Genomic DNA, 14238 nt, shown 5'->3' on the forward strand with positions numbered 1-14238 from the left:
ATCAAGCCTTCGCTCGGATGCGTTGCGGATGTTTTCGTCAAAAAGGCTGTCCGCCCACGCGAGAACGCGACGACGGCAAAGAAAGCGGACTTGAGCCAAGGATTGTTTTTTCATGCGGATATAAATATATATATCCATATCGTGCTATAAATTTAGCTATAAGCAGCGATATTTATAATATGTTTTATGTTAAATAAATATAATATATATTTATCGTAGTAGAATTTCTCTAATTTACTGCATAATACTAAATTAACAATACATACATCATAAAGCCGAGATGCTTTTCGGCTTTATGATTGATCCTGATCCATGGCCAGAAACATAGCCATGATTTCGTTCAGTCGTCATATTTCATATAGGCGAAGCGGGGGTCTGCCTCGGGCGTTCCCTCGAGCGCGCCGCCGTCCTTGCCGGGCCGCCAGCAGACGACCTCCTCGATTTTCCTCGCGAGAGTAAAATCCTTGTCGGTAATGCCCTTGGCGTGGTGGTTTTTGAGCTTCACCTCGACAAAGGCGTAAGAAGCGGCAATGTCTGGATGGTGCCACGCGGCCTCGGCGAGATGGCCGACCGTGTTGATCACCATCAGCGTGCCTTTCCAGCTATGCGTCTTGAACTTGCGGCGGATCCAGCCGTTGTCCAGCCGCCAATGCGGCAATTCGGCCTTCAGCCTCGCCTCGACCTCCTCGTCCGAATAGACGCGCTCCTTGGCTGCTTCGGTCATCTCGCTTCTCCTCTTGTCCTCGCGAACCTTTGTCCGCCGCGCCAAAATCCAAGCTTGCAGCATACAAGCTTTTCATGAATTGGTTCCGATTCAGATTGAGGGACGCATCGATTCACGCGCCAGCCGCCGCATCGGCAGTGGCGAGATCGAAAACTGCGCCTTGACAAAAGGGCGGCGGCCAGCGCCGTCCGCCCGGCCCGGAGACGCTTTTGAAGCCCATTATTTCCATATCCGGCCTGACCAAGACCTATGCGTCGGGCTTCAAGGCGCTGAAGGGGATCGATCTCGACATTCGCCCCGGCGAGATTTTTGCCCTGCTCGGGCCAAACGGCGCGGGCAAGACGACGCTGATCAATATCGTCTGCGGCATCGTCAACAGAACGGCGGGCTCGGTCCTCGCCGACGGCCACGACATCGTGCGGGAGTATCGCGCCGCCCGCTCGCTGATCGGCCTCGTGCCGCAGGAGCTTTCGACCGACGCTTTTGAGACGGTGACCTCGACGATCACCTTCAGCCGCGGCCTCTACGGCAAGCCGCCGAATGCCGCGCTGATCGAAAAGCTGCTGCGCGACCTCTCGCTGTGGGACAAGAAGAACAACAAGATCATGACCCTCTCCGGCGGCATGAAGCGCCGCGTGATGATCGCCAAGGCGCTGTCGCACGAACCGAAGATCCTTTTTCTCGACGAGCCCACCGCCGGGGTCGACGTCGAACTGCGCCGCGACATGTGGGCCATGGTGCGCGGACTGCGGGAGAAGGGCGTCACCATCATCCTCACCACGCATTACATCGAGGAGGCGGAAGAAATGGCCGACCGCGTCGGCGTCATCCGCAAGGGCGAGCTGATCCTCGTCGAAGACAAGGCGGAGCTGATGAAGAAGCTCGGCCGCAAGCGGCTGCGACTTTCGCTGAAGACGCGGCTGGAGCGCATCCCCGAGGCGCTGTCGCGCTTCGGCCTCGAGCTCACCGGCGATGGCCATGATCTTGTCTATTCCTTTCGATCCGGCGCCGAGGAAGCCGGCGTCGCCGCGCTGATTCAGGCGGTGGGCGACCTCGGCCTTGCGATCAACGACCTCGACACAAAGGAAAGCTCCCTCGAGGAGATTTTCGTCAGCCTTGTCCACGAGCCGAAAGACGCGACATGAATTATCACGCCATCCGGGCGATCTATATCTTCGAGATGGGCCGCGCCTTTCGTACAGCGCTCCAGAGCATCGTCTCGCCGGTGATCTCGACGACGCTTTATTTCGTCGTCTTCGGCGGCGCGGTCGGCTCGCATATGGCCGCAATCGACGGCGTCAGCTACGGCGCCTTCATTGTGCCGGGCCTGACCATGCTGTCGGTGCTGACGCTTAGCGTCGCGAACGCCTCCTTCGGCATTTATTTTCCGCGCTTCGCCGGGACGATCTATGAGATTTTATCGGCGCCGGCGTCGGCCTTCGAGATCGTCTGCGGCTATGTCGGCGCCGCCGCGAGCAAATCCATTCTGATCGGCGTCATCATTCTCATCACGGCGCGCTGTTTCGTCCCCTTCGACATCGCCCACCCGTTCTGGATGGCCGCCTTTTTGATCCTGACCGCCGTCTCCTTCAGCCTGTTCGGCTTCATCATCGGCGTCTGGGCCGACGGCTTCGAGAAGCTCCAGCTCGTGCCGCTTCTCATTGTCACGCCGCTGACCTTTCTCGGCGGGACCTTTTATTCGATCGACATGCTGCCCCCGTTCTGGCGAACACTCACGCTGGCCAATCCGGTCGTCTATCTCATCAGCGGATTCCGCTGGAGTTTCTTCGAAACTTCGGATGTCGGGGTCGGCGTGAGCCTCGCCATGACGCTCGGCTTCCTCATCCTGTGCCTTGCTCTGGTCACCTGGATTTTCCGCACCGGCTATCGCCTGAGGGCTTAGAGCATTTTCGCGCTCGACGCGCAGGGTCGCGAGATCGCGCCAGCTGGTCCAGCCTTACGCCGACGCGGCCGTCTCGACGATCTGGCTTTCGCGGCCGATCAGGATGCCGGCCAGATGCCAATAGGCTTCGCCCCAGGCGCCGATCACGCCATCCGTCGCCGCCTCGCCGAGAACATCCCTGATCGCGGCGATCAGCGCCGTCGCCACCGACGCATAATGCTCCGGCAAGACGCGTAGCGCGGCGTGTCGCTGCGCGATCCGCTCGACGGCGGGGCCAAGGACGCCGAGATTGTCGATGTTTTTCGCATAGGCGAGCACCGCATTGGCCAGCGCCCGCGGCTGCGAGCCGCCCGGACCCTGATGCGATTGATCGAACAGGGCGCGGATCTCGGCATCCTGAAACAAGATCGCATACATCTTCTGCGTGATGTCGAGTCCGTGCGTTTGCAGCGCAGGAACGGTCGCCTTGATGGTTGCGATGGTTTGTGCGGAGAGCTGATCTGCCATGGGACGCCTCATAAGATATATTATATTTATATCTTATGAGGCGTCGGCAAAGGTTCAGTCAATATTCATCTTTAAGCGAATTGCATAAATTGAGGGCGCGACGGCGAAAATCCCTACTCAGCTGCATCGAGTCCAAGGCAGGCTTTCAGCGCCTTGGCGCGCGGACGGGTGGTGAGGTCAGCCAGCGTATAATCGTCGAGCACGGCCAAAAACGCATCGAGCGCCTGGCGCAGCACATGGCGCAACTTGCAGGGCGCGGTAATGCAGCAGGCGCCGGGATCGGCGAAGCATTCGACCAGCGAAAGATCGTCCTCCATCTTGCGCACGACATCGCCGATCCGGATGTCTTCCGGCGCCCCGGCCAGCCGCAATCCGCCGCCGCGGCCGCGCAACGTCACGACATAGCCGAGCTGCCCGAGATGCTGCACCACTTTCATGAGATGGGCTTCGGAAATGCTGTAGCTGTCGGAGATCTCGCGAATGGAGCTGAGCCGCTCGGGCTGCAGCGCGAGATAGATCAGCACGCGCAGAGAATAGTCCGTATATCGGGTTATCCGCATGCGCTACTCCCCTCACCGGCCCTTAAGGCCGCCCGGCCTCTATAGGGCGTCCGCGCGCGCCGGCCAACTCAAAAGATGTATTTTGACTATTTCTTATAGGTCGGGACAAGCCGGGTTTGATCCTCGCCCGATCGCGTGTAGCTTGCCGCGACCAATCCGGGATAGTCCATGCAGACCGACTCCAACCGCTCCGGCCTGACCGCTCTGGCGATCCTGTCAGTCCTCGCCGGCGCCGGCGCCGGGCTCGTCTGCGGCCTGTTCCGTCTCGCGCTCGATGCCGCCGCCGGGTTGCGCGCCTCGTTTCCGCAGACATGGACCGGACCGTCCTGGAGCGGCTGCCTCATTCTGATGGCCGTCGCCGCGGCCGCCACGGCGACGGCCGCCTTGCTGGTGCGGCGCATCGCGCCGACCGCGATCGGCAGCGGCATCCCGCATGTCGAGGCGGTCATCGCCGTCGAGGCGCCGCCGGCGCCCTTCATCCTTCTGCCGGTGAAATTCATCGGCGGCGTGCTGGCGATTGGCTCCGGCCTCGCGCTCGGCCGCGAAGGCCCCTGCGTGCAGATGGGCGCGACGCTCGCCCAACTTCTCGGGGCCGTTTTCCGCCGCGACTGGCCCGACCGGCAAACCCTGCTCGCGGCGGGCGCCGGCGCAGGGCTCGCCGCCGCATTCAACGCGCCGCTCGCAGGCGCCGCTTTCGTTCTTGAGGAATTGCTGCGGCGGTTCGACCTACGGGCGGCCTTCGCCGGGCTCGGCGCGTCGATGAGCGCCATCGTCGTGGCGCGGCTGTTCACAGGCGCGGCGCCTGACTTTTTGCTGCCGGAGCTGCCCCTGCCGGACGCCCGGGATTTTGCGCTCTGTCTCGCGCTTGGCGTCGTCGCCGGCGGGCTTGGCTCGCTCTACAATCATCTTGTGCTTGAAGCGCTGGATATGTCCGACGCCATGGTTGGGTTGCCGATCGAATTGCGCGCGGGCGTGGCCGGAGCTTTCATCGGCGCGCTCGGCTGGTTCGCTCCGAGCCTTGTCGGCGGCGGCGACGGCATGACGCAGGCGCTTCTTACGGGCGCGCCGGCGCTGGCGCTGATCCCGCTCGCCTTCCTGCTGCGGCTATTTCTCAGCGCGGCCTCCTATGCCGCAGGCACGCCCGGCGGCCTGTTCGCGCCGATGCTCGTTCTTGGCGCGCAGATCGGTTATTTTTTCGGCGCGGCGCTGCACCCTTTCATGGCGGCCGGCGAGTCGCACGCGGCTCTTTTCGCGGTGGTCGGCATGGCCGCCTTCTTCACCGCCGTCGTTCGCGCCCCACTGACCGGCATGATACTCGTCACCGAAATGACCGGCTCGTCGGCGGCGCTCCTGCCAATGCTGGGCGCCTGCTTCACCGCGATGGGATTTGCGACGCTGCTTGGCGGCAAGCCGCTGTATGATTCACTGAAGGAGCGAAGCGCGCATCCACCCGAGGCCGAACCCGAAAAAAAATGATCGCCCGATCGCGGATCGTTACGGCTCGATAATCGACAGCACGATAAAGCCGAGGCTCGCGACCGCCATCACCGCCGCCGCGAACCAGCCGGCGAGCGTCATCGGCCAAGACAGCACGAACTCCTTCATGATCGCCTTGTTGTTGGCGATCAGCAGCATCGCCACCATGATCGGCGCCGCCAGGACGCCGTTCAGAACCGCGCTCCAATAGAGCGCCTTGATCGGATCGACGTTCAGGAAATTGAGGCCGAGCCCCATCAAGGTCGCGACGGCGATGACGCCGTAGAAGGCGCGGGCGTCCTTGAGCTTGCGGTCGAGGCCTTCGACCCAACCGAACGTTTCGCAGACGGCGTAAGCGGCCGAACCCGCAAGAACCGGCGTCGCCAACATTCCCGTGCCGACGATGCCCAGCGCGAAAACGACGAAGGCGGACTTTCCGGCAATCGGACGCAAAGCTTCGGCCGCCTGCGCGGAAGTTTGAATATCCGTCGTCCCATGGGCGTGCAGCGTCGCCGCCGCCGCGAGGACGATGAAGAGGGAGATCAAATTTGAAAGTCCCATGCCGACCCAGGTGTCGATGCTGACGCGATCGATCTCGCCGGTATCGTCCCCCGGCGTCACATAGAGCGGCAGGGTCGAACGGCGAAACTGCTCTTCGACCTCCTGCGAGGCCTGCCAGAAAAAAAGATATGGGCTGATCGTCGTGCCGAGCACGGCGAGAAGCGCCATGACGTGAGCTGAATCGAAGGACATCGACGGAATCAAGATGCTCTTCAGCGCCTCGCCCCACGGCATGTCGACCATGAATACGACGATGACATAGGAAAACAGCGACAGCGTCAGCCATTTGAGGATCGAGGCATAACGCGCGTAGCTCAGCCAGATCTGGAGGACAATGCAGAGGCAGGCGAGCAAAGCGCTATAGGCCAGCGCCGGGCCGCCGATGAGAAGCTGGACCGCGGCACCCATTGCGCCGAGGTCGGCGCCGAGATTGGCGATATTGGCCACTAGCAGCGCGAGCACGACGACGCGCAGAAGCGAGCGGGGATAGTTCCGGCGCAGATTCTGCGCGATGCCGCGTCCGGTCACGCAGCCGATGCGTCCCGCAATGGCCTGAGTCACCGCCATCAGCGGATAGCTAAACAATAAGATCCAGGAGAGCTGGAAGCCGAATTGTGCGCCGACCTGGCTGTAGGTCGCAATCCCGCTTGGATCATCATCCGCGGAGCCCGTGATCAGGCCAGGTCCGAGCGCCCGCCCAACCCTTGTCCAAAGACCGTCAGGCGCGCTCCGTATGGAGTCATCGAAGCTGGAATTCATTGTTTGCCTTGAGAGAGAACGAGAGGTTGCCGGCGCATATAGCGCAATCTCGTTCCCCGCATGGCGTTCCAGCCAGGATTGCCGGCTCGCGACTGCGTCCGACAGCTTGGCGTTTTGGCTACAAAGGATTAAACTTTCGGGGAAAGCGGGGTCCGATGCGTCGCCGTTCTTCTCTCCTGCGGGCGTTGCTGGCGCTGGCCGCCGCCCTTTGCCTTTCCGCGTGCTCCGGCGGCGTCTGGCAGCAACGGGTCGAGACGCCTGTCGGCGACGACATCACCTATGACGAAAAAGTGTTCCGCGACATCGAGCATGTGATCGACGTCTGCGCGACGCCGCTCACGCTGCAACCCGGGCAGACGCGACTCAACGGCTCCGATACGCTTTTGGCGGATTGCAAGACAGGCCGCGCAATCGATTTCGCCCGCATCGAGCGCGGCTCGGCCAATCCGGCCGGAGCGCGCGCAGCCGCCACGATTATTTCCGTGATCAACGCCGAGCTGCCGCAGCCGATCCCGTCGCGGCTGCTTTCGGTCGAGACGACGCAGCAGGCCCAACTGCTGACCTGGCTCATTCCGATGTTCCAGCGGCAGGTGGACGGCATGGACGATCTGCCGGGCTACGCGCGCGACGCCATCATGCAGGTGGCGCGCTCGCTACTCGGCGCGGCAGGCTGCACATTCAGGACAAATGTCGACGTCACGCTCAACGCCCTCAACTTCACCTCGATTCATTTGTCATGGGAGCGCGGAGAGCGCGGCGCCCGCGTGCTGCGGCTCGCGGCCGATCTCGACGCCGCACAACCGCAGGCGACCGCGAATATTGCGACGGACCTCAAATGCTTCGGGTCGAACAAGAACGTCGCGAACGCGCTGCTTGAGTCCATGGCGCCCGACGGCCCGCATCAAGTCACCCTGCGCGGCGGCCACATCGTCGTCGACTATGGGCTATCCGTGCGGGTCAATCCGCAATCGCATCGCGGGGAGATCGTGGCCAAGGCCAATTCGGTCGATTTCTCTCTGGACGGCATCTCGATCGAACGTTTCGGCAAACAGCCGGCCGACGCTTTTCTCGACCAGAAAATCGCGGACCTCAATCTGACGGCGGCGGGCGTCGCGCAAAAGGCGACCACGCTGCTCAAGCGGCCCTTCGCGGCGGCAAGCCCGCTCCTCGGCAATCTTCTGCTCGCCGGGCTCGATCTTGACCAGCCGCAGGACACAAGGCGCCTGACCGTCGTCGGCGTGCAAGTGGATACAAGCGGCGGCGAAGGAGCGCATACGATGCGTTTTGCGACGATGCGGACGGATAAGGTGTGCTTCTTCCGTCCGGGTGGCCACATTGGCCCCGATGGGCGCTTCATTCCGGGAGAGGGCGAATGGGTCTGCGGCAATTTCCCGCCGCCGAAACAGGCTTGCACGCCCATTCCCGGCACAAAGCTCTGCCTGCCGCCGCCGCGGCTGCCGGGGCCTTGAAAGCCTGTCAGGCCCGTGGCGAAACGCCTTCGCTGATCAGGAAATTGGTCTGGTCCTGTTTCCCCTCCGTGGGAAGAACCTTCATTTCGGATTCATCCTTGAGGTCAACGCCCGACAATTTCCGCCGCTTCGCCTCCTTCAAAAGATAGTCGAGGCGGTGCGCCGCGGCGGCAAAGCTTTGACCCTCGGGCCGCACATTGGAGATGCAATTGCGCGCCTCGTCGGTGAGGCCGACCCGCGGCGCATAGGTCATATAGAGCCCAAGACTGTCCGGCGCGCTGAGGCCCGGCCGCTCGCCGATCAGAATGACGACGATCTCCGCGCCGAACATCGCGCCGATCTCGTCGCCGATCGCGACTCGTCCCTGTTCGACAAGAGCGACCGGCGCCATGCGCCAGCCGGCCTCGGTAAGTTTCGGGCGAATCGCCTCCAGCATCGACAGCGCGTGCTCATTGACCGCAAAAGCCGATAGGCCGTCGGCGACGACAAAAGCGATGTCGAAGCCATGCGCGCCCTTGGCCGCGAGGGCGCCCAGCTTTTCGCGCGAATCCGCGCCGAGCTTGCGGCCGAGATCGGGGCGCTGCAAATAGGTGGTGCGGTCGGGCGCAGCGCTGTGCAATTCAATGACTGGAAACTGCGCCGCCTCCATGCGCGCGCAAAGCCCCTCGCGATCCATCGGCAAATGCACGGCGTCGCGCGCCCGCGCATGGGCGAATTGAAAGTCGAGCAGGGGTTTGGTCGGAATGCTGACGCCGGCGCGGCCGAGCGCAATGCGCGCCTGAGTCAGGCGGCGCAGCCCTTCCCACGGATTGACGACGACGAGATCGCTCATGGCGGGCCTTTCAATATCACACCTTCTACGCGATACGCGCCAGCGCGGGGGCGAACATCGACGACAGGGTTTTACGCGGATGCGGATGATCGGCGCCCTCAAACACGCCCTTGCGAATCAGCCAGCTTTCGAATTCGGGGGCCATGCGCAGACCGAGAACTTCACGCACATAGAGGGCGTCATGGAAGGACGTCGTCTGATAATTCAGCATGATGTCGTCCGATCCCGGGATGCCCATGATGAAACTACAGCCCGCCGCCGGCAGCAGGGTCAAGAGCATATCCATGTCGTCCTGGTCGGCCTCGGCGTGATTGGTGTAGCAGATGTCGCAGCCCATCGGCAGGCCGAGCAACTTGCCGCAGAAATGATCCTCGAGTCCGGCGCGGATGATTTGCTTGCCATTGTAGAGATATTCAGGCCCGATGAAGCCGACCACCGTATTCACGAGCAGGGGATGAAATTCGCGCGCGACGGCGTAGGCGCGCGCCTCGCAAGTCTGCTGATCGACGCCATGATGGGCGTTGGCCGAAAGCGCCGAGCCCTGGCCGGTTTCGAAATACATCACATTGTCGCCGACCGTTCCGCGCTTTAAGGCCAGCGCCGCTTCGCGCCCCTCCTTGAGCACGGCAAGGTCGACGCCAAAGCTCTTGTTCGCGGCTTCCGTGCCGGCGATCGACTGGAACACGAGATCGACCGGCACGCCGCGATTGATCGCCTCGATCGAGGTCGTGACATGGGTCAGGACGCAGGACTGGGTCGGGATCTCATATTTGTGGATCACCTCGTCGAGCATGGTCAAAAGGGCGCAGACGGCAGGCACGCTGTCGGTCGCCGGATTGATGCCTATCACCGCATCGCCGCTGCCGTAGAGCAGGCCGTCGAGGATGCTGGCGGCGATCCCCGCCGGATCGTCGGTCGGATGGTTCGGCTGCAGGCGGGTGGAAAGCCGCCCGGCGAGGCCGATGGTGTTGCGCAGCCTGGTGACGACGCGGCATTTGCGCGCGACGAGGATCAGATCCTGCACGCGCATCAGCTTTGAAACGGCCGCCGCCATCTCCGGGGTAATGCCGGCGCTGAGCTTTGTCAGCGCGGCCTCGTCGGCCTCGGCGCCGAGCAGCCAGTTGCGGAAATCGCCGACCGTCAGGCTGCTCACCGGCGCGAACGCCGCTGCGTCATGGCGGTCGACGATCAGCCGCGTGACCTCGTCGTCCTCGTAAGGAACAACCACTTCGTTGAGGAAGGTTTTCAGGGGCAGGTCGGCGAGCGCCATCTGCGCCGCGGCGCGCTCGGAGTCGTCCTCGGCCGCGACGCCGGCGAGATAGTCGCCGGAGCGCGCCGGGCTCGCCTTGGCGAGAAGCGTCTTAAGGTCGGGGAAGCGATAGGTTCGCCCCCCGACGCTCTGCGCATAGGTCATGGCTTCCCCTCGTTCAGACTCAAAAGCCCCAAGACTTAGGGCTGGAGGCCTTCGGCCTTTAATTCATCGGTCGACTCGATCAGCGCGTCAATGGGCGACTCCTCGCGCCGTTTCGCGGTGGTGAGGAAGTAGAGATAGCCGATCCCCAGCAGGGCGCAGAAGATGACGAAGATCAGAAAATTATAGTAGATCATCGCGATCATGCAGACGCCGGCGCCGATCAGGGCGAAACCCGGAAAGAACGGGTAGAATGGCGCGCGGAAGGGACGCGCCATATTGGGCTCGCTCTGACGCAGCTTGAACAGGCTCGCCATGCTGATGATGTACATCAAGATGGCGCCGAACACCGACATGGTGACGATGTTGGCGGTCAGGGGCTGGCCACCGATGACCAGCAGATTGTCGCTGAAGATCGCGAGGATGCCAATGACGCCGCCGGCGAGGATCGCGATCCACGGGGTCTTGAATTTTGGATGCACTTTGGCGAGCACAGGCGGCAGATAGCCTGCCCGAGCCAGCGCGAAGATCTGCCGCGAATAGCCGATGATGATGCCGTGAAAGGAGGCGACGAGGCCAAACAGGCCAAGGGCGACCAGCATGTGCAGCCAGCCGCTCTTTTCGCCGACGACGAATTTCATGGCCTGCGGCAGCGGGTCATTGATATTCGAAAGCAAGGTCCAGTCGCCCGCGGCGCCGGCGAACAGCATGACGCCGATGGCCAGAAACAGAAGGGTCAGGATGCCGGTGATATAGGCGATCGGGATCGAGCGCTTGGGGTCCTTGGCTTCCTCGGCGGCCATGGCGACGCCTTCGATCGCGAGGAAGAACCAGATCGCAAAGGGGATCGCCGCGAACATGCCGGAAATCGCCGCCCCGCTGAATTGATCCTGGCCGGACCAGCCGCCCTTGACGAAATTGGCGATCGAGAAGCCCGGGCTGACGACGCCCATGAAGACGAGCAGTTCGAAGATCGCCAGCACCGTCACGACGAGTTCGAAAGTGGCGGCGATTTCCACGCCGACAATATTGAGCCCCATGAATATGATGTAGGCGCCCAATGCCGCGACTTTGGGATCGAGAGCCGGAAATTGCACGTTAAGATAGGCGCCGATCGCGAGCGAGATCGCCGGCGGCGCGAAGACGAATTCAATCAGGGTCGCCGCCCCGGCGAAATAGCCGCCGGTCGGGCCGTAGGCATGGCGCGCATAGGCGAACGGGCCGCCTGCATGAGGGATCGAGGTTGTCAGCTCCGTGAAGCTGAAAATGAAGGTCGTATACATAGCGGCGATGAATAGAGCCGTGACGGTGAAGCCGAGCGTTCCCGCCGTGGCCCAGCCATAACTCCAGCCGAAATATTCCCCGGAAATGACGAGGCCGACGGCGATCGCCCAAAGCTGGAGCGTCGACAGACTTTGCTTCAGCTCGTGATGCGTCACGACGCCTTGGTGATGCCCATGTGCTTCTTCCATGCGAAGTTCCCCCTTGCCGCTGCCCCGGATCAGATCCCCCGCCGAGCGTCACGCGCAGGCCCGCCCTCCCCATGCAAGACGGGGACCCATTCATGAAGCCTAGCGAATCCGATGAGGCGGCCGGACCCATTGGCTAAGATGCGGTTGCAGTTCGTGGTCCGGAACCTTTGTCAGATCCTTGGCGAGGACGCCGCGCAGCTTGTCGGCCGCCGGCTTGTCGAGGCCGTCCTTGAGTTCGTTCAGGATATGGCTCGGCGCGACGAGCACGAGCTCGTCGAATTCGCCCCGCCGCGAGGCGTCCGCCACCCAGCGCCCAAGCTCCTGCGCAAAGCGCTGCTTGGCCGCTTCGGCCGGGTCGGTGCGCGGTTCGGCGCTATGGCGGGTCGCGGAAGCGCTTTCATGGACGCGGCCCGGACGATCCGCGCCAAGGTCGGAGGAGCGCAAATGGGCGGTTTCGGAGGTCATATGATCGTGCGTTTCAAGGGTAAAATCTTCGGAGCGCGGGATCACGATGCGCGCCTGCCCTCCATCAGCCACGACGATCCATAGCTTTGCGCTGTGCGCCATTTCGTTCCTCACCGTTATTGAATCGCTTCGTTCAAGGGTCATTAAGCATGACGAACGAAAAACAAGCCGGCTTTTACCTAAAGTTAGACCCAACTCGCCGATATCCATAAGGCAAAATGAGCTTTTCGCCCATTTTACGCAGTCACGCGTTCGAAGCGCGCCGGGCCGATCCGGCGGATCAATCAGGGATGTTCCGCGCTGGCGGCAAAGAACAGCCACAATTGCACAGTCTTAATGGCGGTTAAGATTTAAGGCGCAGCTTGAGACGCGCGGCAAGATCAAGATGGAGTCGAGGGGTCGGAACCATGAGCGAGCCAGCACCAAAACGGCAGCCACTGATCGATCTATATGAATTTGAGCGTCGCATGCGCGGCGCAGCCCCCCTGGCGATCGGGGATGAAAAATTTTTTGAGCGCGAGGCCGACGCTTCGACCGGCGCGGAACCGGAGCACGCGCCCATCATGGCCTCTCGCCACAACATTTCCCTCACGGCCCGCGCCGAAGACCACGCCATCCCGTTTGAAGCGGCCGATCCGGTGATCGGCGGCGATTTCGCCGAGATCGAGGCGGCCCTGCTGCGCGCCGCGCGCGGCGCGGAACCGGCTCGACAGGACGCGGAAGGCCAGACCTTCCAGCCCATCATCCTTCCTGCCCTGCGCGCGACGCGTGATCATGAGGATGAGCCCTTCGCTTTCGCCAGCGCTCCGTTCAGCGCTTTCGCCATGGAGACCGGCGAAGGACAGCCGGCCGCATTCTCCGCGCTCGGCGACGAGCGTCTCCTGACGCAGGCCCCGGTCGACCATTTCGTCTATGTCGACGACGCGGCCGTGTCCGGCGAAGCCGCCCTCTACGAAGAAGAGAAGCGTTCGCGCCGGCCCCTCTATCTGATGGCCGCGGTGGTCATCGCCGGCATGGCCGGAATTATCACAAGTTCGGCGCTGAAGCGCGACGCCGGCTCCGACGATCGCAGCGAGTCCATGCAGACCGCGGCGATCGCTCCCGCGCCCACGGCTGCCGCCGAAGTCTCGTCCGCGACCTCCCCGGCGCCTGCGGGAGGCGCGGAAGCGTCCGCCCCGCAAGGCGCCGCGCCGCAGCTGGCCTCGATCGGGCAGGTCCCGGCTGAGGCGCCGGCGATCGACGCAGCGCAAGCGCAAGCCGCAGTCAGCGCCGCCTCGCTCCAGGACGCCGCCGCGCCGCCGGCCGCCGCGATGGGCAGCCTGCTCGCCCCGCCGCCCTATGGCGCCGCTCACGCCTCGACCGCCGCCGCGGCAGCCCCCGCAGCCGCGACCGTAGCGCAGGCGCCTGCCACATCCGCGCCGGTGGCCCTTGGCGAACCAAAGAAGGTGAAAACGGCCTCGGTGCGGCCGGACGGCACGATCGCCAAGGCCGAATCGGCCGCTCATGTCGCCGCCAAGGACGCTGGCGCCAAGGAGGCGGCCGTGAAGACGGCTGCCAAGGATACGGCAAAGCCCGCGCTCGCCAAGTCGGCCGCCTTGCCGCCGCCGCGCCCGGCCAAGGTCGCCGCCAAGCCGGCCGACGCCGCCGCCAAGATCGCTCACAATGACGCAAACAACCGTCAGAAGAGCGCCGCTCAAGCGCCAGACCCGCAGCCCGTCCAGGTCGCCTCGGCTCCGGTCGAGCCGACGCCGGCGCCAGCGCCGAAGGCAAATCCGCTCGCCTTCGTTGACACCGCGGTGAGTTCGATCAGCGGGGCCACCACCAAATTGCTCGATTGGACCCGCTCGGCGACCAATCTCACGCACAACTAATCAACCGGCGCCTTTTGGCGCCGCGCTGAACTTCGGACCAGCATGATCGCCGCAAGCTTGCGCGATCATGCTTTTTTTTGCCCCGTCGCCGGCGCCCCACGCGGCGATTCGACGCCGCGTGCGCCGGGCAAGGCGGTTTATGGAAACCGCATCGCGATGATAAGGATTGATCTGGCGCAAGCGGGATTCGTGCCGCTGCGCCCGCTCTTTCGTCCTCACGAGCCCAAA

The 14238-nt window shown here is 63.1% G+C and carries 12 protein-coding genes and 1 pseudogene; 5 read left to right on the forward strand and 8 right to left on the reverse strand.

The genetic code is table 11. From position 1 onward, the window contains the following. Positions 1-340: 340 nt before the first annotated feature. Complete coding sequence (locus CR492_RS09765) at positions 341-724, reverse strand: 4a-hydroxytetrahydrobiopterin dehydratase (protein WP_102843628.1); 384 nt, start codon at positions 722-724, stop codon at positions 341-343. Between the two features lie 209 nt (positions 725-933). Between CR492_RS09765 and CR492_RS09770 the strand changes: the two genes are divergently transcribed. Next, positions 934-1869, forward strand: a complete 936-nt coding sequence (locus CR492_RS09770; RefSeq protein WP_102843563.1) for an ABC transporter ATP-binding protein — start codon at positions 934-936, stop codon at positions 1867-1869. Beyond that, complete coding sequence (locus CR492_RS09775) at positions 1866-2627, forward strand: ABC transporter permease (protein ID WP_102843564.1); 762 nt, start codon at positions 1866-1868, stop codon at positions 2625-2627. Before CR492_RS09770 ends, CR492_RS09775 begins: the two co-directional genes overlap by 4 nt. 57 nt (positions 2628-2684) lie before the next feature. Here CR492_RS09775 and CR492_RS09780 read toward each other — a convergent pair. After that, a pseudogene (locus tag CR492_RS09780) lies at positions 2685-3134 on the reverse strand (globin domain-containing protein); the annotation flags it as partial. A 113-nt stretch (positions 3135-3247) separates the two neighbouring features. Beyond that, the gene (locus tag CR492_RS09785; protein WP_102843566.1) at positions 3248-3694 is read right to left on the reverse strand and encodes an Rrf2 family transcriptional regulator; all 447 of its coding nucleotides are present in this window, start codon (positions 3692-3694) and stop codon (positions 3248-3250) included. A 168-nt stretch (positions 3695-3862) separates the two neighbouring features. On the opposite strand from CR492_RS09785, the gene clcA reads away from it, so the two are divergent. Beyond that, the gene (gene clcA, locus CR492_RS09790) at positions 3863-5170 is read left to right on the forward strand and encodes a H(+)/Cl(-) exchange transporter ClcA (protein WP_102843567.1); all 1308 of its coding nucleotides are present in this window, start codon (positions 3863-3865) and stop codon (positions 5168-5170) included. An 18-nt stretch (positions 5171-5188) separates the two neighbouring features. Here clcA and CR492_RS09795 read toward each other — a convergent pair whose 3' ends face one another. Then, a complete protein-coding gene (locus CR492_RS09795) occupies positions 5189-6490 on the reverse strand; it encodes an NRAMP family divalent metal transporter (RefSeq protein WP_102843568.1) in 1302 nt (433 codons plus the stop codon). 155 nt (positions 6491-6645) lie between these two features. Here CR492_RS09795 and CR492_RS09800 point away from each other — a divergent pair, with 155 nt between their 5' ends. Then, positions 6646-7959 (forward strand): hypothetical protein, encoded by a 1314-nt coding sequence (locus CR492_RS09800; protein ID WP_146030229.1) that lies wholly within the window; start codon positions 6646-6648, stop codon positions 7957-7959. Positions 7960-7966: 7 nt separating this feature from the next. On the opposite strand, the gene eutC is transcribed toward CR492_RS09800, so the two are convergent. The 4 genes from eutC to CR492_RS09820 all read right to left on the reverse strand — a co-directional run bounded on the left by eutC (position 7967) and on the right by CR492_RS09820 (position 12241). Then, on the reverse strand, positions 7967-8791 hold the full coding sequence (gene eutC / locus CR492_RS09805; RefSeq protein WP_102843570.1) for an ethanolamine ammonia-lyase subunit EutC: 825 nt from the start codon (positions 8789-8791) through the stop codon (positions 7967-7969). A 25-nt stretch (positions 8792-8816) separates the two neighbouring features. Then, positions 8817-10205, reverse strand: a complete 1389-nt coding sequence (locus CR492_RS09810; protein WP_102843571.1) for an ethanolamine ammonia-lyase subunit EutB — start codon at positions 10203-10205, stop codon at positions 8817-8819. A 35-nt stretch (positions 10206-10240) separates the two neighbouring features. Next, positions 10241-11674 (reverse strand): ethanolamine permease, encoded by a 1434-nt coding sequence (gene eat / locus CR492_RS09815; RefSeq protein ID WP_102843572.1) that lies wholly within the window; start codon positions 11672-11674, stop codon positions 10241-10243. Positions 11675-11773: 99 nt separating this feature from the next. Beyond that, entirely contained in the window at positions 11774-12241 is a 468-nt protein-coding gene (locus CR492_RS09820) for a host attachment protein (RefSeq protein ID WP_180982499.1), read from the reverse strand. 305 nt (positions 12242-12546) lie between these two features. On the opposite strand from CR492_RS09820, the gene CR492_RS09825 reads away from it, so the two are divergent. Beyond that, positions 12547-14010, forward strand: a complete 1464-nt coding sequence (locus CR492_RS09825) for a hypothetical protein (RefSeq protein WP_102843574.1) — start codon at positions 12547-12549, stop codon at positions 14008-14010. The last annotated feature ends 228 nt before the right edge of the window (positions 14011-14238 follow it).

Source organism: Methylocella silvestris (genome assembly GCF_002891535.1).
In the GTDB taxonomy this organism is placed as follows: Bacteria; Pseudomonadota; Alphaproteobacteria; order Rhizobiales; family Beijerinckiaceae; genus Methylocapsa; species Methylocapsa silvestris_A.

Coding starts and splice junctions, on each gene's coding strand:
- clcA (WP_102843567.1), top strand. CDS start 3,863: ATGCAGACCGACTCCAACCGCTCCGGCCTGACCGCTCTGGCGATCCTG.
- eutC (WP_102843570.1), bottom strand. CDS start 8,791: ATGAGCGATCTCGTCGTCGTCAATCCGTGGGAAGGGCTGCGCCGCCTG.
- CR492_RS09820 (WP_180982499.1), bottom strand. CDS start 12,241: ATGGCGCACAGCGCAAAGCTATGGATCGTCGTGGCTGATGGAGGGCAG.
- CR492_RS09800 (WP_146030229.1), top strand. CDS start 6,646: ATGCGTCGCCGTTCTTCTCTCCTGCGGGCGTTGCTGGCGCTGGCCGCC.
- CR492_RS09795 (WP_102843568.1), bottom strand. CDS start 6,490: ATGAATTCCAGCTTCGATGACTCCATACGGAGCGCGCCTGACGGTCTT.
- CR492_RS09785 (WP_102843566.1), bottom strand. CDS start 3,694: ATGCGGATAACCCGATATACGGACTATTCTCTGCGCGTGCTGATCTAT.
- CR492_RS09810 (WP_102843571.1), bottom strand. CDS start 10,205: ATGACCTATGCGCAGAGCGTCGGGGGGCGAACCTATCGCTTCCCCGAC.
- CR492_RS09765 (WP_102843628.1), bottom strand. CDS start 724: ATGACCGAAGCAGCCAAGGAGCGCGTCTATTCGGACGAGGAGGTCGAG.
- CR492_RS09775 (WP_102843564.1), top strand. CDS start 1,866: ATGAATTATCACGCCATCCGGGCGATCTATATCTTCGAGATGGGCCGC.
- eat (WP_102843572.1), bottom strand. CDS start 11,674: ATGGAAGAAGCACATGGGCATCACCAAGGCGTCGTGACGCATCACGAG.
- CR492_RS09825 (WP_102843574.1), top strand. CDS start 12,547: ATGAGCGAGCCAGCACCAAAACGGCAGCCACTGATCGATCTATATGAA.